General features: G+C 62.9%; 1 pseudogene. It reads left to right on the top strand.

Features of this window, described 5'->3' with window-relative positions:
• Window positions 1-340: pseudogene (locus QP922_RS07700) on the top strand (secretion protein EspK); the annotation flags it as partial.

Below are 340 nucleotides of genomic sequence, written 5' to 3'. Positions count from 1 at the left end.
CGACCCCGAATAAGCCGGGTGAGGAAACGACTCCGGAGACCACGGAGCCGAGCGAGCCGTCTGAGTCGACGACCCCGAATAAGCCGGGTGAGGAGACGACCCCGAATAAGCCGGGTGAGGAGACCACTCCGAATAAGCCGGGTGAGGAGACGACCCCGAATAAGCCGGGTGAGGAGACGACCCCGAATAAGCCGGGTGAGGAGACGACCCCGAATAAGCCGGGTGAGGAGACGACCCCGAATAAGCCGGGTGAGGAGACGACCCCGAATAAGCCGGGTGAGGAGACGACCCCGAATAAGCCGGGTGAGGAGACCACTCCGAATAAGCCGGGTGAGGAGAC

Origin of the sequence: Corynebacterium sp. MSK218, from assembly GCF_030232655.1 — a bacterium.
In the GTDB taxonomy this organism is placed as follows: domain Bacteria; phylum Actinomycetota; class Actinomycetes; order Mycobacteriales; family Mycobacteriaceae; genus Corynebacterium.
Note: the sequence above shows the minus strand (reverse complement) of the source record. Positions and strands in the feature narration are given on the sequence as shown.